Annotated in this window: 18 protein-coding genes and 3 tRNA genes; 11 read left to right on the top strand and 10 right to left on the bottom strand. The window is 56.3% G+C overall.

Translation table 11 applies throughout. From position 1 onward, the window contains the following. Window positions 1-454: 454 nt before the first annotated feature. On the top strand, window positions 455-1,420 hold the full coding sequence (locus AFL22_RS07735) for a hypothetical protein (RefSeq protein WP_033759801.1): 966 nt from the start codon (window positions 455-457) through the stop codon (window positions 1,418-1,420). On the opposite strand, the gene AFL22_RS07730 is transcribed toward AFL22_RS07735, so the two are convergent. Further along, complete coding sequence (locus AFL22_RS07730) at window positions 1,402-1,956, bottom strand: histidine phosphatase family protein (RefSeq protein ID WP_052271132.1); 555 nt, start codon at window positions 1,954-1,956, stop codon at window positions 1,402-1,404. The genes AFL22_RS07735 and AFL22_RS07730 overlap by 19 nt on opposite strands. A 580-nt stretch (window positions 1,957-2,536) precedes the next feature. On the opposite strand from AFL22_RS07730, the gene AFL22_RS07725 reads away from it, so the two are divergent. The 3 genes from AFL22_RS07725 to AFL22_RS07715 all read left to right on the top strand — a co-directional run bounded on the left by AFL22_RS07725 (window position 2,537) and on the right by AFL22_RS07715 (window position 6,032). Next, the gene (locus AFL22_RS07725; RefSeq protein ID WP_052271131.1) at window positions 2,537-3,925 is read left to right on the top strand and encodes an MFS transporter; all 1,389 of its coding nucleotides are present in this window, start codon (window positions 2,537-2,539) and stop codon (window positions 3,923-3,925) included. Window positions 3,926-4,011: 86 nt separating this feature from the next. Next, on the top strand, window positions 4,012-5,034 hold the full coding sequence (locus tag AFL22_RS07720; protein ID WP_029519642.1) for a LacI family DNA-binding transcriptional regulator: 1,023 nt from the start codon (window positions 4,012-4,014) through the stop codon (window positions 5,032-5,034). Window positions 5,035-5,045: 11 nt separating this feature from the next. Then, window positions 5,046-6,032, top strand: coding sequence for a nucleoside hydrolase (locus tag AFL22_RS07715; RefSeq protein WP_045140801.1), 987 nt, complete (start codon window positions 5,046-5,048; stop codon window positions 6,030-6,032). Between the two features lie 154 nt (window positions 6,033-6,186). On the opposite strand, the gene AFL22_RS07710 is transcribed toward AFL22_RS07715, so the two are convergent. From AFL22_RS07710 to AFL22_RS07700, 3 genes are all read right to left on the bottom strand, one after another. After that, window positions 6,187-6,651, bottom strand: coding sequence for a YbaK/EbsC family protein (locus AFL22_RS07710; protein WP_010671716.1), 465 nt, complete (start codon window positions 6,649-6,651; stop codon window positions 6,187-6,189). A 94-nt stretch (window positions 6,652-6,745) separates the two neighbouring features. Beyond that, on the bottom strand, window positions 6,746-7,540 hold the full coding sequence (gene fhuF, locus AFL22_RS07705) for a siderophore-iron reductase FhuF (RefSeq protein ID WP_010251473.1): 795 nt from the start codon (window positions 7,538-7,540) through the stop codon (window positions 6,746-6,748). 193 nt (window positions 7,541-7,733) lie between these two features. Continuing rightward, window positions 7,734-8,831, bottom strand: coding sequence for a diguanylate cyclase (locus tag AFL22_RS07700; protein ID WP_052271130.1), 1,098 nt, complete (start codon window positions 8,829-8,831; stop codon window positions 7,734-7,736). A gap of 231 nt (window positions 8,832-9,062) precedes the next feature. Between AFL22_RS07700 and AFL22_RS07695 the strand changes: the two genes are divergently transcribed. Continuing rightward, a complete protein-coding gene (locus AFL22_RS07695; protein ID WP_010251467.1) occupies window positions 9,063-9,347 on the top strand; it encodes a DUF1435 domain-containing protein in 285 nt (94 codons plus the stop codon). 162 nt (window positions 9,348-9,509) lie between these two features. On the opposite strand, the gene AFL22_RS07690 is transcribed toward AFL22_RS07695, so the two are convergent. The 4 genes from AFL22_RS07690 to rsmC all read right to left on the bottom strand — a co-directional run bounded on the left by AFL22_RS07690 (window position 9,510) and on the right by rsmC (window position 11,011). Then, window positions 9,510-9,596 (bottom strand) — tRNA-Leu (locus AFL22_RS07690). Window positions 9,597-9,624: 28 nt separating this feature from the next. Further along, window positions 9,625-9,711: transfer RNA gene (locus AFL22_RS07685), tRNA-Leu, on the bottom strand. Between the two features lie 30 nt (window positions 9,712-9,741). Next, window positions 9,742-9,828: transfer RNA gene (locus tag AFL22_RS07680), tRNA-Leu, on the bottom strand. A 151-nt stretch (window positions 9,829-9,979) separates the two neighbouring features. Further along, window positions 9,980-11,011 carry a 16S rRNA (guanine(1207)-N(2))-methyltransferase RsmC gene (gene rsmC, locus AFL22_RS07675; RefSeq protein ID WP_010253598.1) on the bottom strand — a complete coding sequence of 344 codons (1,032 nt, stop codon included), beginning with the start codon at window positions 11,009-11,011 and terminating at the stop codon, window positions 9,980-9,982. Between the two features lie 106 nt (window positions 11,012-11,117). On the opposite strand from rsmC, the gene AFL22_RS07670 reads away from it, so the two are divergent. From AFL22_RS07670 to yjjG, 3 genes are read left to right on the top strand one after another with little or no spacing between them, the layout of a single operon-like run. Continuing rightward, the gene (locus AFL22_RS07670) at window positions 11,118-11,528 is read left to right on the top strand and encodes a DNA polymerase III subunit psi (RefSeq protein WP_022625367.1); all 411 of its coding nucleotides are present in this window, start codon (window positions 11,118-11,120) and stop codon (window positions 11,526-11,528) included. Further along, window positions 11,500-11,940, top strand: coding sequence for a ribosomal protein S18-alanine N-acetyltransferase (gene rimI, locus AFL22_RS07665; RefSeq protein ID WP_010671713.1), 441 nt, complete (start codon window positions 11,500-11,502; stop codon window positions 11,938-11,940). Before AFL22_RS07670 ends, rimI begins: the two co-directional genes overlap by 29 nt. An 18-nt stretch (window positions 11,941-11,958) precedes the next feature. Then, window positions 11,959-12,639 (top strand): pyrimidine 5'-nucleotidase, encoded by a 681-nt coding sequence (yjjG, locus tag AFL22_RS07660; RefSeq protein WP_010671712.1) that lies wholly within the window; start codon window positions 11,959-11,961, stop codon window positions 12,637-12,639. Window positions 12,640-13,303: 664 nt separating this feature from the next. Here yjjG and AFL22_RS07655 read toward each other — a convergent pair. Next, window positions 13,304-13,954, bottom strand: coding sequence for a YtjB family periplasmic protein (locus AFL22_RS07655; protein ID WP_010253606.1), 651 nt, complete (start codon window positions 13,952-13,954; stop codon window positions 13,304-13,306). Window positions 13,955-14,061: 107 nt separating this feature from the next. On the opposite strand from AFL22_RS07655, the gene serB reads away from it, so the two are divergent. From serB to nadR, 3 genes are all read left to right on the top strand, one after another. Further along, the gene (gene serB / locus AFL22_RS07650; protein ID WP_033770935.1) at window positions 14,062-15,039 is read left to right on the top strand and encodes a phosphoserine phosphatase; all 978 of its coding nucleotides are present in this window, start codon (window positions 14,062-14,064) and stop codon (window positions 15,037-15,039) included. Between the two features lie 13 nt (window positions 15,040-15,052). After that, window positions 15,053-16,435, top strand: coding sequence for a DNA repair protein RadA (radA, locus tag AFL22_RS07645; protein WP_031593287.1), 1,383 nt, complete (start codon window positions 15,053-15,055; stop codon window positions 16,433-16,435). Between the two features lie 75 nt (window positions 16,436-16,510). Further along, window positions 16,511-17,752: a multifunctional transcriptional regulator/nicotinamide-nucleotide adenylyltransferase/ribosylnicotinamide kinase NadR gene (nadR, locus tag AFL22_RS07640; RefSeq protein ID WP_010253612.1), complete on the top strand. Its 1,242-nt coding sequence runs from the start codon at window positions 16,511-16,513 to the stop codon at window positions 17,750-17,752. Between the two features lie 45 nt (window positions 17,753-17,797). On the opposite strand, the gene AFL22_RS07635 is transcribed toward nadR, so the two are convergent. Continuing rightward, complete coding sequence (locus tag AFL22_RS07635) at window positions 17,798-18,799, bottom strand: zinc-binding alcohol dehydrogenase family protein (RefSeq protein WP_022625370.1); 1,002 nt, start codon at window positions 18,797-18,799, stop codon at window positions 17,798-17,800. Window positions 18,800-18,964 lie beyond the last annotated feature (165 nt).

The following is an 18,964-nucleotide window of genomic DNA, read 5'->3' as shown; positions in this document are numbered from 1 at the left end:
CCGCCAGCGGCGGAAACGGCCGGAATGACATACTGACTGCAATCCCGATGAGTGCGGGAATTAATGAATAGTTTTCCCTGGTGGCGACGCAGTGCTGGAGCGCGCGATAGTTTCCTCACGGCTGTTTAATTGCACTGCACCTTTTTAATAAAACATTATTTACACATTAGCTATGTCTTTTTTTGACTTTAGGATAATACGGAAATAATCCGGTCACGTTATGAAAATAATAATGTCGTCACTGTTAATCATTTATTTAAATGCGGGAATAAACGCAGTTAAGGAATATCTGAATATTATTCTTAACCTGCGCGTTATCCTGCGGCCCGGGCCACAGGAACAGTGGCTATTGTACTTAACTGGTGGTGTAAGCCCGGCTCATCAATCCGCGGAATCAGACAGCCTGAAGAGGATTGTCTACGCTTAAGAAGAACTTACTGAGAAAGGAGCGCGCATGCAGAGTGAATCTTACGGGTTACTGGCGGTTGATAAGCAGGGTAATCGCGTCCTGTTTCTTAATCCGGAAACCTTCGCGGTCGAGCGGGAACTGAACGCTTTTCCACCGCGGCCGCATGAACTCCTGATGCTGGCCCCCTGGGGTAAAGCCTATGTACCCATTTTTGGCGACGGCGTTCATGGTAATAACCCGCATCCGGGTCACAAAGTGGCGATTATCGATTTACAGCGTCGGGAGATCAGCGGCTTTATCGATCTGTCGCCGCTGCGGGCACCCCACAGCGGGCAGCTGGGCCGCGATGGCAAAGTCTATCTCTGCTGTGAGCAGAGTGCCGCAGTGGCGGTGATCGATCCGCAGAGCGACAAAGTGGAAAAAATCATTCCAGTTCCTTCTCACAACGCGCATCGCCTGACGCTGTCACCCAGCGGCCGCAAGCTGTTCACCGATAACGAAGAGGATGCGACCATCACCGTGGTGGATCTCTGTGAAGCAGAGGGGCGGGTTATCGACACCATCCTGCTGCCCGGGCCGATTGCGGGCATCGCTGCCTCTCCGAAACACCCCTATCTGGTCGCCAGCGCCGCTGATGCACCGTTGCTCTATGTGATCGATCGGCAAAGCCACCGCATTCGCCAGCGCCTGACGCTGCCAGGTCATGAGCGGCCCTGTCAGGTGGTACGCTTCAGCGCCGATGGCGAGCAGCTGGTGGCGATAGGCGATCAGGAACCGCTGGTGACGCTGTTTGACGATCTGCTGAATCCGCTGGGCGACATCCGGGTAGGTAACATGCCGATGGATGGCTGTTTTACGCCAGACAGGCAACAGCTGCTGATTGCCAATCAGGATGATGGCACGCTGAGCGTCATCGATCTGGCGCAGCGTAAAGTGATTGCCACGCCGCGTGTCGGAACGGGCTGTGAGGTGCTGGGTTATTTTCCGATCGGTCAGATAAACGGACGATGATAGATCGCGGAACTCCAGTGGCGGCTGCTGGCGTGCTTCTCCGCCTGCCAGCCGCGTTTACGTAATTCGCGCGCAATCATCTTGTTCATGATGCCGTGACCCAGCAGCAGCACCGTGCCATGCCGTGAGTGATCGATCAGCTTCTCTGCCGCCGCGGAGGCGCGGCTGCGCGCATGTTGCAGCGACTCCGCTTCACCCGCATACCCGCAGAACCACAATAGCCGCAACAGGGCCAGCCAGCACAGGGTAGGCAGCTGCACCGCGCCGGTTCGCAGCAGTGGCACGGCGACTTCGCTGAACACGGCATCAACCTCATGGGGCTGCAGACCGAGCTGGCTCAGGGAGGATTGCGCGCGGGGCAGGGGACTACAGACAATCACCGCGGCCTGACGTGCAATCTCAATACTGCGCGGCGGCGGCCCGTCACTGACCTGTGACTGATCGTAGGCTTCGCACCAGTCTGCCAGCGCCTGCACGCTCTGGCGACCTGCCGCCTGATGATCGGGTTTACCATGTCGCATCAGGATAATGGTCATAACACCTCTGCCCGGACTTTTTGTCAGAGTAACGTATTGTCTGCGCTTACAGCGATTTTTCAGAATAAATACACGTGTCATCTCATGGTCACAGGCGTGTGCGACAACAGAGCACGATGAAAGGATTTTAGTCAGTCTTATAACGCTTAAACATAAGAGAAAATGGTAACTTATAGTCGATGGTGATTTTTTTCAGGCGATGTGTTGCGGGTAACTGGCTGAATTTGCGCTAAAAATGCGTGATGACGGGATGTGATAGTGAAGTTTTACTAATAATTTTCATCAGGATCTATTGATTTATCTACGCGCGTAGATACACTAGCTCCCCAGTGATTGCTCACGGTGCCCGATGCACAGTAGGCCCATCGATTGTTAAGTTACATTCGCTCAGTTTAAGCGACCGGTGAAAAATACACCGGCGAAATGGGGCGAAGAACAAGATTCCAACACCAGGGAATCCTTTAACCTTTCATCATGGTTAGTCAACTGAACGTCGTCACCGGGGAATTTCCGCTTTTATCAGGGAATCGACCCATGGACGGGCGTTTATCGATCTGCATACTCATTCAGGGATAGGGTTATGACGGCACACAACTCCGTTAATCAGCAGGCATCACTGTCATCCACTTCAGCCGCCGATGAGCGGTTTAACACCCCTTCAGGCCGCAAAGATTTCTGGCGCGCCACTTTCTCATGCTGGCTCGGAACGGCAATGGAGTACGCGGATTTCGCGCTCTATGGTCTGGCGGCCGGTATTATCTTCGGCGACGTCTTCTTTCCGGAATCAACCCCTGCCATGGCACTGCTCTCCAGCTTTGCTACCTGGTCAGTCGGCTTTGTTGCCCGGCCTATCGGCGCACTCTTTTTCGGCTGGCTCGGTGACCGCAAAGGCCGAAAGGTGGTGATGATCTCCACCATCATTCTGATGGGCGCTTCCACGACGTTGATCGGCTTAATCCCGAGCTATGCCTCTATTGGCGTCTGGGCTCCTGCCTGTCTGGTTCTGCTGCGCTTTACGCAGGGTTTCGGCGCTGGCGCGGAGTTATCGGGCGGCACGGTGATGCTGGGCGAATATGCGCCGACAGAGCGTCGCGGACTGATCTCCTCCGTGATCGCACTGGGTTCTAACAGCGGCACACTGCTGGCTTCGCTGGTCTGGTTGCTGGTGGTACAAATGGATCAGCAAAGCCTGCTGGAGTGGGGCTGGCGTATTCCGTTCCTCAGCAGTGCGCTGATTGCACTGGTTGCCTTGTGGATTCGACGTCATCTGCGCGAAACGCCGGTGTTTGAGCGCAGAAAAGCGGAGATGGAAGCGGAACGCGCAGGCGTGCTGGCCGCTCCGGTGGTGGATCAGCGGCCTTTCTTCCAGCGTACCCGTGCCTTCTGGACCATGGTTGGCCTGCGTATCGGCGAAAATGGCCCCTCCTATCTGGCGCAGGGCTTCATCGTCGGTTACGTCGCGAAGGTGCTGATGGTCGACAAGTCCGTACCAACCACTGCGGTGTTCCTCGCGTCGTTGCTGGGTTTCCTGATCATTCCTTTAGCGGGCTGGCTCTCTGACCGCTTTGGTCGGCGGGTGGTTTATCGCGTGTTCTGTCTGTTACTGATGTTGTACGCCTGGCCCGCCTTTACGCTGCTCGACACGCGTGAACCGATGCTGGTGATCCCGGTTATCGTGGTCGGTATGGCGCTGGCGTCGCTGGGTATTTTTGGTGTGCAGGCGGCATGGGGCGTGGAGATGTTCGGCGTTCATCATCGCTACACCAAAATGGCAGTGGCTAAAGAACTGGGTTCCATTTTGTCCGGCGGAACCGCACCACTTATTGCCGCTGCTATGCTTTCTTATACCGGTCACTGGTGGCCGATTGCGGTTTATTTCTCGGCGATGGCCGCAATTGGGTTCTTTACCACCTTTGTCGCGCCTGAAACGCGAGGGCGGGATCTCAATCTGCCTGAAGATGCCATCTAGCTTTGCCTGAGGATGCCATCTGCCAGGATAGCGCGAAAAGCAGCAGGCCGTGTAAAGCGGCCTGTTTTTTTATGGAGGAACGTGATGTGCCTAAGTCGTTAACGGGAAAAGTGACCCGCAGTGAAGTTGCGAAAGCGGCAGGCACCTCAGTGGCAGTTGTCAGTTATGTCATCAATAACGGGCCTCGCCCGGTTGCCGAGGCGACCCGTCAGCGGGTACTGGAGGCGATTAAAGCCACCGGTTACCGGCCAAATGCGGCAGCACGCGCACTGGCTTCCGGTAACACCAAAACCTTCGGGCTGGTGGTGCCCAACATCGGCAATCCTTTTGTGGCCTCAATGGCGCACGTGTTGTTGCAGGAGTCGATGAATCACGGCCACGTCATGCTGCTGGGTGATGCAGGTGATGACCGCAAGCGCGAACTGGAGTTAATTCAGGGACTGCTTAATCGGCAGGTCGATGGACTCTTTTACAACAGCGTCGATCGCCATCCTTACATTGACCTGATTAAAGCCAGCGGTACGCCACTGGTCATGCTGGAGCGGGTTGAGCCTCAGCCGGGCGTTAACATGCTGCGGGTCAATGAGCGTCAGGCCGCCTGGCAGGTGACGGCACATCTGTTGAGTCATGGTTATCAGCAGGTCGGCATAATCAGCGGCCCGGTGGATATGCTTAACGCGCAGGATCGTATTCAGGGCTGGCGTGATGCCATGCAGGATCGCGGTCTGCCGATTGATGAATCGCTGATGTTTCCCGCCAGCTACACCCCACAGGGCGGATACGCTGCGGCACAAACCATGATCGCCCGGGGTCGTGTGCCTCGTGCGCTGTTTACCAGCAACGAAGGTCAGGCGATTGGTGCGCTTCGCGCCTTTTCCGAACATCAGATCCGTGTGCCACAGGATGTGGCGCTGGTCTGTTTTAACGGTACCAATCACTCGTCGTTTCACGTCCCGACATTAACGACCGTGCGCCAGCCACTGCGTGAGATGGCTCGCTCTGCGATTCATATGCTGAAAGAGGGACAGAGCGAAGCGCAATTAAAGGAGTTTCCACACTACCTTGAAATCGGTGAATCCTGCGGCTGTGAGCCGCAAAGCCAGAGTTAGCCTATAAAAATATGAAAAGAATTATTATTGACTGCGATCCCGGCAACGGTATCGCGGGTGCCAACACCGATGATGGGCTGGCGATTGCGCTGGCCTTAGCTTCACCTGCACTGTCGCTGGAATTGATCACCACCGTGGCCGGTAACACGCCATGTGAAGTTGGCGCGCGCGTCGCCAAAGATCTGATCGTCCGGCTGGGATTATCTATCCCGGTAATCCAGGGGGCGACGCAGGCGCTACAGGAAGATCCTGCGCCGTGGCGCGAGACGCTGGATAACCGGGTCAATCAGCTTGCGCTGGGTGAGATGTGGCAGGGCGTGCGCCAGCCAGCGGATGTCGCGGCGGATGCGATTGATGCCGCTGACGCTATCGGCAAACTGATTTGCGACAATCCGGGCGAGATTACCCTGGTGGCGATTGGCCCGCTGACGAATGTGGCGCTGGCAATGCAGCGCTATCCCGCCATGGCCGACGCTGTGGCGGAAATTGTCATTATGGGCGGCGTATTTACGCTGGATGATTATATCAAAGACACCAATTTTGGCCTGGATCCGGAAGCGGCCCATCAGGTGCTGCACAGTGGTGCAGCAGTAACGCTGGTTCCGATGGATGTCACCACGCAGACGCTGCTGACCCAGCAGGATTTGACCCGCCTGACCGCCGTCGATCATCCACTGACCGAATTTGTGCGCGACACGCTGCGTCCGTGGATCGACTATTCGATGGCGACCCGGCATCTGGCGGGATGCTGGATCCACGATGCGCTGGTAGTCGCCTGGTTGCTGAATCAGCGGGTCGCGGCAGGCATCGATTACCGGGTGGATATTGAACTGCGTCCCGGTGCGACGCGCGGCAAAAGCTGGCGTTATCGTCAGCCCCTTCGGCTCACTGTCGGCGTGCCTGAGCAATGCGGCGCATCGGTGCATGTGCTGCATCGTGTCGACAACACGCTGCTGTTATCGATTATTGAACAGGCATTTAAGCGCCTGAAATCCTGATGTCGTGGGCGATTAACTCGCCCGCGTGCTGGCGGCAGCGGATCGGTTTCCAGAAGGGCGCGGTGGCCATCAAACGCTGACGGTATCCGTCAGTTTGTCAGCCGCATCAGGACGCGGGCAGAAGTGCAGGGCTTGTGTGAGCTGATACCCGGCATTACATTGCTTCGCACACATCGACCCAGCGGGCGTTAGTCAGTTCAGCCATCAGCTGTGGGGTAATGCGAACGGCGCTGTGGATAGCGCCGGCGGCGGGCAGGACTTCCTCGAAACTGCGCAGTGAAACATCACAGTAAACGGTCAGCGGATTCTCAAGACCGAAAGGACAGACGCCGCCCACCGGATGGCCGGTCCAGTTAATCACCTCGTCCACGCTCAGCATTCGCGCTTTCGCCCCCAGCGCCGCTTTCAGCTTGCGATTATCCAGCCGGGCATCGCCTCGTGTCACAATCAGCACCACGTCGTTTTTCACTTTCAGTGACAGGGTTTTGGCAATCTCACCTGGCGTCACGCCATGGGCGCGGGCAGCCATCCCGACCGTCGCAGTACTTTCGGCCAGTTCAATAATTTCAATTTCAGGGGCGTGTTCGGCGAAGAACTGGCGCACGGACTCCAGGCTCATCTTTCTCTCCAGGCTGATCGAAGGCGTAAAAATTGCCACAAGCCTCAGTGCCTGTAAACGAGATAAACGGAGAATTCAGCGTAATTAAGTCTGTTTAGCTGCCGCTCAGGGTGCAGTTGCCGCATTGTTCGACATCGGGAATGCGATAACGCTGGCAGCAGCTGCGACGGACCAGTTCGCCGTTGCGCGGGATCATGGTGCGGTAGAGCGGGTTTTCGCTGCCATCCAGCAGCCGCTGGTTGAAGAACAGCGCCTGCTCCAGTTGCAGCACCAGCGACTCATCGATCTGGCTTTTCAGTTCACCCAGGAACCACTGGAATGAGTAGCCCATATTGTTCCAGATGAGTCGGGCGTTGATATCACCATGCTGCGTAATACCATTAACCACCGGGATCAGATGCTGCTGAATCAGCCGATCGATACGCTGCTGAGGGTTAAGGTAGCGCGCTTCTTCATCCTCCTGCACATCGATCCAGAAAGTGGCCGGATGACCATTCTCATGAAAACCGACGCGGATATGCTCTGGCGAGCAGTCCAGCGCACGCGACTCCTGCAACAATGCCATGATCAGTGTTGGCAGCAGCAGGCCAAAATACCATTGCGCCCATAGTGACAGCACCGGTTTCGCTTCACGAACTGCATCAGGATGATCGCGATAGAGATAATCGCTGTAGCGCTGAATAATTGGGGTAAAGGCTTCTGATTGTGACCAGGCGGCGAGGGTCAGCGTGTCGCGCGGAGCAGGCTGGCTGAGCTTCGTCGATTCAAGCAGATAGCTGCGCTGTTGTTGCAGCCGCTCATGCAGACTTTCCGCCAGTGGACGGTCATTCTGCCGGAAGATCATCGACTGAGCGTTAAAACGCTGTTCCTGAGCTGAAACGGTTGCCATGACGACTCGCGAAAAGTGTAGATAAGAAAGCAAATGATAATCGTTATTGATTAACTCTACAAGTCGTGTAAAAAATCGTCGTTGCGGGTGGGAAAACGGCGGGGTTGAGGTCAGTTATCCGATCGGGCAGAGCAGCAGAGAGCCGGGCATATCGCGCCGAAGCTTCAGTGATTACCGATGGCGTTACGTTTAATTAGGCATGTTCACTGGCGGTCTGATGCTGTTTTCGGGGTAAATCCTCCCAGGCGAGAATGGTATTCCGGCCCTGATTTTTAGCCACATATAATGCGCTGTCAGCATTGGCGACCGCCAGGTCAAATTCATTATCGTAAATAGGCGCGATGCCGGCACTGATGGTGACGTGGGTTGAAACGGTTTCATTGAAAAGATGAGGAATTTCTAAATCCAGCACGTACTGACGGATTCGCTCTGCCAGTTTCATGGCGATGGAACTGTTCACATTGGTCATCAATACCAGAAACTCTTCGCCGCCATAGCGGGTGACAACATCGCGTGAACGCACCGCATCACGAATTGCGACAGAGACCCGCGCCAGCGCCTGATCGCCCATCGCATGCCCGTAATTGTCGTTATAAGACTTAAAATGATCGATATCCAGCAGCAGCACATAGTGGCTGCCAGCATGGTTTTCCAGAATATTATCCAGCCGGTTCTTAAGACCACGACGGTTATAAAGCCCGGTCAGCGGGTCGAGCATGCTGAGGTCGCTGAATGTCTCTTTCTCTTCGTAGAGCTGATGCATCAGGCGCAGAGTAAAGTTGTCGGCACGGCGGCGCATCAGATGCTGTAGTGAGAAACCAATCAGCGGCAGCGTAATGGTCAGCAGGATCAGCGGCAGGTGCTGTGCATTGTCGAGCAGCAATACGGTGAGCACCGGTGGCGTGACATGCAGACAAAAAGCCCCCAGATAATCGCTCAGGGCGATGGCACTGATAAATAACACACTGATCAAACTGATAATAAGAAAGCCACCATCAAAATAGAACACCTGATGAAAGCGATAATTAATATGCCAGGCCCAGAGCATTCCCAGCAGCAGCGCCACAGGATTTAACAGGGGAAGTTTTACTTTAGGCCATATTAAAAGGGAAATTAACATGATGCCGCTAAAGGCCGCGACACTCATTACCGGCAGGGTCGTCTCACTTTTCTCACTGTTCATTATTGGCAGCAGATGAAATAGCGAAACGGCGATATTCAGAAACAGAAAAAGCATCACTGAAAGCCGGTATTTACTCTGTTTCAGTTCTTCATAAGATTGTAATTTCATTATAAGTACTCGTGACGACCCTGAAATACCAAAGCGCACGCCGGCAAAACCAGGTTCTGCCAGACAATGAGCAAATTATTGCTGTTGCTGTTATTAAAGGTGTTATCGGCCGCAATCTAGCATTTTCCAACTGGTCTGTCATCTTCGTTGCCGGGCGTGACAAAAACAGGCTGCAGAGCAGGCAAAACTGTCATATGATAATGGGAATGCTTATCATTTGAGGTTGGTGTCATGGGGATAGCGATTATCGCGGCCTGCGGCCTGTGGGGAGTCAGTTGGGCGCTGGGTAAAAAGCTGGATAGTGCGTGGGGCGTGTTGCTGCCGTGCATTGCGCTGCCGCTGTTCGCCTTATGGGAACCGAGCTTCAGCCAGTGGCGGATGGTGATGACGGTTGCGCTGCTGCTGACAGTCGTGATGCTGTTTAACCAGCGGCTGCGTCACTATCTGCTGCTGCCATCCTGTCTGGCGTTAGCGGGCGGACTGGCGGCTGTCTCTGTGAATTTTCATCTGAATTAACATAAGCGGAGTGGTTAAAACCGGCGTACAGGGTAAAGCGGCTGGAAAAGGTAAAGCGACCGGAAAACAGAACAACTGAAAAAGGTAAAACGAGCAGGGGGTAAAACGAAACTACAGGGGAACAGAAAGAGATGAGCGGGAAAGGCCTGAAGATGACAACGTTGGTGCGAAGAGAGGGACTTGAACCCTCACGTCCGTTAAGACACTAACACCTGAAGCTAGCGCGTCTACCAATTCCGCCACCTTCGCATCGAGTTGTCTGTTCATATCACCGCAATGGTGCGAAGAGAGGGACTTGAACCCTCACGTCCGTTAAGACACTAACACCTGAAGCTAGCGCGTCTACCAATTCCGCCACCTTCGCGCAGTGCTCGCGATATGAAACTTGTGATTTTGGTGCGAAGAGAGGGACTTGAACCCTCACGTCCGTTAGGACACTAACACCTGAAGCTAGCGCGTCTACCAATTCCGCCACCTTCGCATACCCGTAACACCTTGAGAATGTTACAACCACGGAGGCGCATTCTAGAGATTTTACTCTTTGCGTCAACAACTATTTCGTCGGGCTGAAACGATCGCTGTAAAAAGCAACGTTTTCAGCCCGGCAAAGCAGTTAACGGCAGGAAAAACCCTTAGCGCGTTTTGGCACCGCGACCATAGACGGCACGGTAAACTTTAAAGCGCCCGGTTTGCGCGATGACTTCGTGACTGCCGAAGGCTTCATCCAGCGCCTGCGGATAGGGCAGGAAGGTGTTAGCAACGATACGCAGCTCGCCGCCGGTATTCAGGTGCTTCACCGCACCACGAATCAGCGCCTGTGCGGCGTCGAGGCTGGTCTGAGTGCCTTCATGGAAGGGCGGATTAGAGATAATCATGTCGAAACGACCGGTCACGTCAGAGAAGACATTGCTGGCGAAGACTTCGCCCTCGATGCCATTGGCGGCCAGCGTCGCTTTACTTGCTTCAATCGCCGCTGCATGCACGTCACACAGCCACAGACGCACTTTAGGCGAACGGGCAGGCAGCGAGGCGGCAATCACGCCCGCGCCACAGCCCATATCCAGCACTTTACCTTTGGTGTGTGGGGTAAAGGTCGACAGCAGCAGGGCACTGCCACTATCCAGACCGTCACGGCTGAAGACGCCAGGCAGGGTATGAATCGTCAGACCATCAAGCTGATACTGGTGACCAAAGGTGCTGGCATCGAATTCAGGCTGTTTGTCGAGGCGACCGTGGTAGAGACCACAGCGACGCGCGCTGTCGATCTTCTCCAGCTTCACCCATGACTCCATCATGCCTTCGGCGCTTCGCACGCCGCTGCGGTTTTCACCGACCACGAACACGTCGCAGCCCACCGGCAGCAGCGACAGCAGGTTCTGCAGCTGGAACTGCACTTCCGGCTTATTCTTGGTCCAGAAGTAGACCAGGGTATCGCAGCCCTGCACATCTTCGGCCTGAGCAACCATTCCGTAACGCGCCTGCTCGCCCATACGGCGGCTCAGGTTTTGCCAGTGATGATATTGCTGGGTGTGAACGCGCGATGAGGCGGTTTCCAGCTGAGCGGGCAGGTCATCCTGCAGATCGCCAGCAAATAAAACATGGCGGGCGGTAAATTCATCACTGTGGCGCAGAATGACTTCGCTGGCCGGGGTAAAAGCAGACATGTAGGGCTCCTGTAAGATCTGAGCGGGGATTATAGTGGTTTGTTGGCGCATGTTCGATGGGTTTGCTAGCATAGCGTCGCATTCAGGCAGCAGAACAGGTAACACCATGACGTCCAGGCGCGACTGGCTTTTACAGCAAATGGGAATTACGCAGTACCAACTGCGCCGCCCGCGCGTGCTTCAGGGCGAAATTGCCGTCACGCTGGCACCGGACACGCAGTTAATTATTGTCGCTGACGCGCCCCCCGGTTTGCATGAACCGCTGATGCGCGATGTGCTGCATGCCCTCAATCTGCAACCCGCTCAGGTAATGACCGTGACACCGGATCAGCTGCAAATGCTGCCGGAGACGCTGAACTGCGCGGGCTGGCTGCTCGGCGTAGAGAGCGAACAGACTTTCAATGGCGTGGCATTAACCAGCGCCTCTTTCAATGAACTGATCAGCAGCGGCGTCGCCAAACGCGCGCTCTGGCAACAGATGTGTAACCATGACAGCCATCTCTTTACTCACCCCTGACGATCTGGCGCAGGCCTTCGCCATTGAGTGTCGTAGTCACGCGTTTCCCTGGAGTGAAAAGACGTTTGCCAGCAATCAGGGCGAGCGCTTTATCAATTTACGTCTCGACGTTGACGGCCAAATGGCCGCCTTTGCGATTACGCAGGTGGTACTGGACGAAGCCTCGCTGTTTAACATCGCGGTCGATCCCGCTTTTCAGCGCCGGGGATTGGGCCGCCAGCTGTTGCAGCATCTGATCGATGAGTTGATCAAACGCGACGTGCTGACGCTGTGGCTGGAAGTGCGGGCCTCGAACCTGCCCGCCATCGCGCTCTATGAGCAGCTTGGATTCAATCAGGTCAGTCGTCGCCCCAACTATTATCCCACCGCCAGCGGCCGTGAAGATGCCATTCTCATGGCACTGACGCCGTAGCGGTGTTAAGGAGCTTTAATGATTGATAACTGGGATTGCATCCTGTTTGATGCCGACGATACCCTTTTTCATTTCGACGCCTATGCCGGTTTGCAGCGCCTGTTCGCCGGTTATGACGTGCAGTTCACCGACCAGGATTACAGCGATTATCAGGCGATAAACAAGCCGCTGTGGGTCGATTATCAGAACGGTGCTATCTCCGCGTTACAGCTGCAGACTCAGCGTTTCAACCACTGGAGCGAAAAGCTCAGCGTTGCGCCGGAGATCCTCAACAGCGGCTTCCTCAGCGCAATGGGAGAGATCTGTACGCCGCTGCCGGGCGCGGTCAGCCTGATGAACCAGCTGCATGGCCGGGTGAAAATGGGCATCATCACCAACGGTTTTACTGCGCTGCAGCAGACGCGTCTGGAGCGCACCGGTTTTCGCGATTACTTCTCGGCGCTGGTAATCTCCGAGCAGGTCGGCCAGCCAAAACCGGCGCCAGAGATTTTTGATTACGCACTGAATCTGATGGGCAACCCGGATCGTGAGCGGGTGCTGATGGTGGGTGATACGCCAGAGTCAGACATTCTGGGCGGCATGAATGCCGGTATTAAAACCTGCTGGCTCGATCATGGCACCCGGCCATTGCCGGAACATATCAAGCCCACCTGGCAGGTCAAATCACTGGGCGAGCTGGAAGCGCTGCTCATCGGCTAACGCAAGACGCCTCGCAAATCAGCATCTTTCCCATAAAAAAGGCCCGCACAGCGGTAATGTCAGTCAGTTAAGCGACAGGTGATAACGCAGTCTGGTGCCGGGCAGGGGCTGGCGGTCCTCGCGCCGCTGCGCGGTTCCTTCACTTCATTCCTCTGCCTGACGGACCGCCGGGGATGGCACATCCTGTGCCGCCCCGCCTTTCGCCCGCGTCCTGCGGGCTCTCCTGGCAGACTCATTCTGTTCAGCGCTGCGGATTGCCTGCTCCTGCCCGGCACCAGCCTGCTCTGAAACTTCAGTGTGTATTATTAAAAAGGGCACGAGAGTGGAGGCCTGAGCGCCTCTGCTGCTGAAAGGGCTATCCGCAGCGCTGAGGCGTGACGGTGGGCCAGAAGTCCACGCCGGGAAGCGTGGACAGTTCGGGGCCGGCCAGGGAGGGCCGATCCCCGAACGGTTCGTCGGCACGACGTCAAAGCCGAAGGTACCGCGTGAGCGGCGCGAGGACGGCCCGGCAGCAGCAGAGGTGCGCTGGCCCGCACTGCGGCTCGCTCGCCCGGAAAAAAAGCTGCCACGTTTGACCGTGACAGCCTTTACAAATCTAATCTTAACTGACCAGCATTACCGCTGTGCGGGCCTTTCTTGTTTTATCTTTACCGCAGCCGGAGCGTTACTCTTTCTTCTCGTCGTCCTCATCCCGATCCTCTTTCACCGGGGTGCTGGCGGTGAGCAGGAACGGCGACTGCTGCCAGCGGGTGCGGCGGTGGCGCAGCAGAGTGCGTGAGAGAATAATGCCAATTGCCAGCGCCAGCAGCATCATCAGACGCAGAATATTGGTGGTGTTATCGACCTGATGCGAGTCGGTGACCAGCACATGGGTATCCAGCGTCACGCGCAAAAAGCCCAGCGGACCCTCGTTTCCGGCCAGCGGCTGCACAATCTGATGGTTGAAATAGCTGCCTGCGCGCTGGCCGTCGAGCGCCAGCCGATCGCGGACATTGATGTTTTCACCGCTGTGCGCCACCAGGCTTCCGTCGCCGTCATAGACCGATGCATCCAGAATACGGCTGTTAGCCGTCATCTGATTAAGAATGGCTTCTATCTGAGTCCGGTTATTTTCACTGTTGTCCATCAACGGCTTAAGGCTGAACGCCACCTGGCTGGTCAGCGTATGCGCCAGCTCCTCGACCTGTTCAGAACGCGCCGCCTGATGGCCGAGGCTGAACCAGGATGCGCCCTGCATCAGCACGACCAGCAGCGCCATCGAGATGAGAACGATCACGGTACGATGTAAGCGAAATTTCAGTGCGGTTTTAGCCATTAATCATCCGGGTCATATCACAACAGAAAGCCTGGAGATTATGTTGCCAGAAGCGGCGCAGACAAGGTAGCCTCTTGCGTGGTTTTGTTGTCCCTACAGGAGCTCTGATGCCAAATCGTTTAACCTGGTGCGATCTTCCCGCCGATGTCTCCCTCTGGCCGGGTTTGCCCCTTTCTCTTAGCGGTGATGAAGTGATGCCGCTGGATTATCGCGCTGGCCGTACCGGCTGGCTGCTGTATGGTCGCGGGCTGGATAAGCAGCGGCTGACCGATTACCAGCACCAGCTGGGTGCCGCCATGGTGATCGTCAGCGCCTGGAACGTCGATGAGTATCAGGTGATTCGCCTGGCGGGATCGCTGACGCCGTTTGCCAGCAAGCTGGCGCACGACGCTGGCCTGGATGTTGCGCCGCTGGGCAAAATCCCGCATCTCAAAACGCCAGGCCTGCTGGTGATGGATATGGACTCCACCGCGATTCAGATCGAGTGCATCGATGAGATTGCAAAACTGGCGGGCTGTGGCGAGCAGGTGGCGGAAGTCACGGAACGCGCGATGCGCGGCGAACTCGACTTCACCGCCAGCCTGCGTCAGCGCGTGGCCACGCTGCAGGGCGCGGACGCCAATATTCTGAAACAGGTGCGTGATGCCCTGCCGCTGATGCCAGGCTTAACCACCCTGACGCAGAAGCTGCAGGCGCTGGGCTGGCAGGTTGCCATCGCGTCTGGCGGCTTTACCTACTACGCCGAATACCTGCGCGACAAGCTGCATCTGTCGGCGGTGGTCGCTAATGAGCTCGAAATTCGCGACGGCAAACTGACCGGCAACGTGCTGGGACCAATTGTCGATGCACAATACAAAGCCGATACCCTGAAGAAGCTGGCGCAGCGTTTTGACATCGCGCCGGAACAGACGGTGGCGATCGGCGATGGTGCCAATGACCTGCTGATGATCAAAGCCTCAGCACTGGGCATTGCGTTCCATGCTAAACCTAAGGTGAATGAGCAGACTGCGGTCACCATTCGCCATGCCGATTTAATGGGGGTGTTCTGCATCCTCACCGGCAGCCTGATCCACGAAGAGCGTTAACTGAGGTATTGATTTGGCCAAAGCGGCAAAACGCGCATTTGTCTGTAACGAATGTGGCGCAGATTACCCACGCTGGCAGGGGCAGTGCAGCGCCTGTCACGCCTGGAACACCATCACCGAGGTGCGCATTGCCGCCTCGCCCGCGGCTGCGCGTAACGAGCGCCTGAGTGGCTATGCCGGCAGCGCCGGAACCAGCCGGGTGCAGAAGCTCTCTGAAATCAGCCTGGAGGCGTTACCGCGCTTCTCGACCAGCTTCAAAGAGTTTGACCGGGTGCTGGGCGGCGGGGTGGTGCCGGGCAGCGCCATTCTGATTGGCGGCAGCCCCGGCGCAGGCAAATCCACGCTGCTGCTGCAGGTGATGTGCCGGTTGTCAGAGGGGATGAAAACCCTGTATGTCACCGGTGAAGAGTCACTGCAGCAGGTGGCGATGCGCGCCCATCGTCTGGGATTACCTACCGAAAATGTGAATATGCTGTCGGAAACCAGCATTGAGCAGATCTGCCTGATCGCCGAACAGGAGCAGCCGCAACTGATGGTGATCGACTCGATCCAGGTAATGCACATGGCGGAGATCCAGTCATCGCCCGGCAGCGTCGCCCAGGTGCGTGAAACCGCCGCTTACCTGACGCGCTTCGCCAAGACGCGCGGCGTGGCGATCATCATGGTCGGTCACGTCACCAAAGATGGCTCCCTGGCCGGACCGAAAGTACTGGAGCACTGTATCGACTGTTCAGTGCTGCTGGATGGCGATGCCGATTCCCGCTTCCGCACCCTGCGCAGTCATAAAAACCGCTTCGGCGCGGTCAATGAACTGGGTGTGTTTGCCATGACCGAGCAGGGCATGCGTGAAGTCAGCAACCCGTCAGCTATTTTCCTGTCGCGCGGCGAAGAGGTCACCTCGGGCAGTTCGGTGATGGTGCTGTGGGAGGGAACGCGACCGCTGCTGGTGGAGATTCAGGCGCTGGTCGATCACTCGATGATGGGCAATCCACGCCGCGTGGCAGTGGGTCTGGAGCAGAACCGCCTGGCGATTCTGCTGGCAGTATTGCACCGTCACGGCGGATTGCAGATGGCGGATCAGGATGTGTTCGTTAACGTGGTCGGCGGCGTCAAAGTCACTGAAACCAGTGCTGACCTGGCGCTGATGCTGTCGATGGTGTCGAGCCTGCGCGATCGTCCGTTGCCGCAGGATCTGGTGATCTTCGGCGAAGTGGGACTGGCGGGCGAAATCCGTCCGGTGCCCAGCGGTCAGGAGCGCATCGCTGAAGCGGCGAAGCATGGCTTCAAACGCGCCATTGTGCCGGCAGGGAATGCACCGAAAAAACCGATTGCCGGGATGCAGGTTTTCAGCGCGAAGAAGCTGGCCGATGCGCTGGCGATTCTGGACGATCTGTAACGCGCCTGCGGCCGCCAGCGAAAAGCCGCTGGCAGGCCGCTCCCACCTTAACCGCATTGATGCAGGAGGCACGACATGTCGTCGTTTGATTATCTGAAAACGGCCATTCGCCAGCAGGGCCACACGCTGCAACAGGTCGCTGATGCCAGCGGCATGACCAAAGGCTATCTGAGCCAGTTGCTCAATGCCAAAATCAAAAGCCCCAGCGCGCAAAAGCTGGAGGCGCTGCACCGTTTTCTGGGTCTGGAGTTTCCGCGCCGCGATAAAACGGTCGGCGTGGTGTTTGGTAAATTCTATCCGCTGCACACCGGCCATATCTATCTGATTCAGCGCGCCTGTAGCCAGGTCGATGAGCTGCATATCATTATGGGCTACGACGAGCCACGTGACCGCGAACTGTTTGAGAACAGCGCGATGTCACAACAGCCCACGGTCAGCGATCGACTGCGCTGGCTGCTGCAGACCTTTAAGTATCAGAAAAATATCCGCATTCACGCCTTTGATGAGGAGGGGATTGAGCCCTATCCACACGGCTGGGATGTCTGGAGTAAGGGCGTCAGCGCGTTTCTCAGCGAGCACGGTATTGCGCCGGACTGCATCTACACCAGCGAAGCGCCCGATGCGGAGATGTATCAGCAGCATCTGGGCATTCAGACCGTACTGGTCGATCCCAGCCGATCCTTTATGAGCATCAGCGGCGCGCAGATCCGTCAGGATCCGTTCCGCTTCTGGGATTATATCCCGACCGAAGTGAAACCTTTCTTTGTGCGCACCGTGGCCATCCTCGGCGGGGAGTCGAGCGGTAAATCGACGCTGGTGAATAAACTCGCCAACATTTTCAATACCACCAGTGCCTGGGAATATGGCCGCGACTATGTCTTCTCCCACCTGGGCGGTGATGAAATGGCGCTGCAATATTCAGATTACGACAAGATCGCGCTGGGCCAGGCGCAGTACATCGATTTCGCGGTTAAATATGCCAATAAAGTGGCGTTTATCGACACCGACTTTGTGACCACGCAGGCGTTTTGTCTGAAGTATGAGGGGCGTGAACATCCGTTTGTGCAGGCACTGATCGATGAATATCGCTTTGATCTGGTGATTCTGCTGGAGAACAACGTGCCGTGGGTTGCCGATGGCTTGCGCAGCCTGGGCAGTTCCGTGGATCGCCGGGAATTTCAGTCGATGCTGGTGACGATGCTGCGGGAAAACAACATCGAATTCCTGCACGTGCAGGAAGATGATTATGACACCCGGTTCCTGCGCTGCATTGAACTGGTGAAAGCGATGCTGGGCGAGAAAAACGCCCAGCCGTAACGCATGCTGTGACCCGGTCTGCCGCAGAGCAGCCGGGTCAGCGCATTAATACACCATCACTACTTTGCCGCGCATGTGGCCTTCCAGCACGCGCTGATGGGCAGCAGTTAAGGTCTCAACGCTTAGGCCGTGCAGCGTCTCGCTCAGTGTGGTTTGCAGCTTACCTTCATCCAGCAACGCCGAGACGGCATCCAGAATCTCGCCCTGACGCGCCATATCCGGCGTGTTAAACATGCTGCGGGTGTACATCAGCTCGAAATGCAGGGCAGCACTCTTCAGCTTCAGCTGATCCATCGACAGCGGATGTTCGTTTTCCACGATGGTGCAGATATGACCCTGCGGGGCGATAAGCTTTGCCATGGTTTCCCAGTGACCGTCGGTATCATTGAGGCAGAAGATATAATCGACCTGCTTAATGCCCTGTTTTTCCAGCTCACCAATCATATCTTTGTAGTTGATCACCAGATCGGCGCCACGATCGCGGCACCACTGCGCGGAATCTTCACGCGAAGCGGTGGCAATGATCTTCACCTTGCTGCGCAGTTTCGCCAGCGGGATCGCCAGCGATCCGACGCCGCCTGCGCCGCCCACGATCAGCAGCGTCTGATCTTCCGTTGCTGACTCCAGGTTCAGTCGCTCAAACAGTCCTTCCCAGGCGGTCAGGGCCGTCAGCGGGATCGCGGCGGACTGCGCCCAGTCCAGGCTCTCTGGCTTGTGACCGGTAATGCGTGAGTCAACCAGCTGCTCGGTGCTGTTACTGCCAGGACGGGTCAGGTCACCCGCATAAAAAACTTTATCGCCTGGCTTAAAGTTGCTGACTTTGCTGCCCACTTCCAGCACCACACCGCTGGCATCCCAGCCGAGGATGCGAGGCTGCTCTAATCCGTTCTTCTTCGCCCCTTTGTGAACCTTGGTATCGACCGGGTTTACTGACGCGGCTTTGACTTCGACCCGCAGGTCATACTCCCCTGGCGCTGGGGTGACAGGGAAAATTTCAGTGAAGTTTTCAGGACTTTCCGGATTAATTGCGATAGCGCGAATAGACATAAATTTTTCCTGTTTAGTCAGGCTGGAAGCCTGGATCTGGTGGTTGCCATTCTGGCCCTGGAGAGTGCTCACACTCCGCCGGAGCTGTGCCACGCTGTCCGTGGCAGACTGGCTGATGATTCGGAACAGGCTTTAAGTGTAGAACCTGATTTTAGCAGTGATAAG

Origin of the sequence: Pantoea sp. CFSAN033090, assembly GCF_001264395.1 — a bacterium.
GTDB lineage: Bacteria > Pseudomonadota > Gammaproteobacteria > Enterobacterales > Enterobacteriaceae > Pantoea > Pantoea agglomerans.
Note: the sequence above shows the minus strand (reverse complement) of the source record. Positions and strands in the feature narration are given on the sequence as shown.